The organism is Dokdonella sp. (assembly GCF_019634815.1).
In the GTDB taxonomy this organism is placed as follows: domain Bacteria; phylum Pseudomonadota; class Gammaproteobacteria; order Xanthomonadales; family Rhodanobacteraceae; genus Dokdonella_A.
Window position 1 is genome coordinate 1 of record NZ_JAHCAP010000053.1, and the last position, 1,562, is coordinate 1,562.

A 1,562-nucleotide genomic window follows, 5' to 3' on the forward strand; every position below is an offset into this window, starting at 1 on the left:
AGCGCAGCCAGTTGGTCAGGCAGCGCACCACCCAGATCCTGAGCATCCAGAACCTGCTGGCCCGCAACCTGAGTCTCGCTGCGCCCGGCAATCTTATCAAGGGCTGGCAGGCGCCGGACATCGATGCGCTGGCGCTGCTGCCCGAGCAGGCCCTTGCGGTGCAGGCCAACCTTGCCGTGATGCACTGCCTCGACGAGCAGATCCACGGGCTCGAACACGCCATTCTCGAGCGCGCCACGCTGCGCGAGGACTACCGCGCGCTGCAGACGGTGAGCGGCATCGGCAAGGTGCTGGCGCTGACCATTGCGCTGGAGACCGGCGACATCGGTCGCTTCGCGAGTCCCGGCAATTTCGCTTCCTACGCCCGCACGGTCAGCAGCCGGCGCGAGTCGAACGGCAAGAAAAAAGGAGAAGGCAACACCAAGTGCGGCAACCGGCACCTGGCCTGGGCCTTCGTCGAAGCGGCGCACTTTGCGGTGCGCTACAACGAACGCATCAAGCGCTTCTACCAGAAGAAGAGCGCCCGCACGCTGCCGGTGGTAGCCATCAAGGCGGTGGCCCACAAGCTGGCGCGGGCGAGCTACCACGTCATGAAGAGCGGTGAGCCCTTCGACGTGGCGCGAGCGTTCGGATAAGGAGCAATGGGGCGGTGGTGGCAGTGCCGCCAAGGGGTTGGCATAACCAGGAGACCTGATTGCACGCCACCACCGGCCCCGCCTGAGCAAGGCGAAGCTGCGCCCGTATCGCGAGCCACCAAGGGTTGGATCGCCTGGGAAAGAACGTGGGCGAAACCACAGATCTGTGCGAGCACGTTTGCTCGCCACGATTGGACGCGATGGGGAACAGAGGGTTTTCTGGGGCTGCCAGTGCAGCCAGGGGCAGGCACAGCACACCGTGCCGGCCTTGATCCTGATGGGTGACTGGTGCGCGCTATCGCGCAACCACACTACGAGAACCAAGTGCGCGGGGCCGTCGCCGGCCGGGCAGAGTAGAGACGGGATGCGGGACGAACCGCAGAAATTCGTTCGTCCCTATTGACGGGGGTGGCTAATGGGTGACCCCGACCACTCAATGTAACTATCAGAGACCTGATAAACATCTAGCCATGGGCCGGCCTCCGGGCGCGGGCGTATCGTTTGGGTTCCAACACAGACGAAACGTCCACAACGAGGAGGCCGACATGGAACTCTATGCTGGAATCGACTTGCATTCCAACAACAGCATGGTGGTAGTGCTCGATGAAACCGACCGGGTGGTTTACCGCAAGCGCTTGCCCAATAATCTCGATGGCATCATTTCGGCGCTGCGCTCGTGCGCCGGGCAGATCCAGGGCGTAGCGGTGGAATCGACGTTCAACTGGTACTGGCTGGTCGATGGTCTGCAGGAGGCAGGGTACGTGGTGCATCTGGTGAACACGGCAGCGGTCAAGCAGTATGACGGGCTCAAGTACAGCGGCGATGCAGCCGATGCCCGGCACCTTGCGCACCTGCTGCGCCTGGGCATTCTGCCCGAGGGGTATATCTATCCGCGTGAAGCGCGCGCCGTGCGCGATCTGCTGAGAA

At 63.3% G+C, this 1,562-nt stretch carries 2 protein-coding genes; both read left to right on the forward strand.

The features are described from left to right. The coding region (locus tag KF759_RS14160; RefSeq protein WP_291226492.1) for a transposase at positions 1 to 635 on the forward strand (635 nt) is incomplete at its 5' end. 545 nt (positions 636 to 1,180) lie between these two features. After that, the coding region (locus KF759_RS14165) for a transposase (RefSeq protein ID WP_291226493.1) at positions 1,181 to 1,562 on the forward strand (382 nt) is incomplete at its 3' end.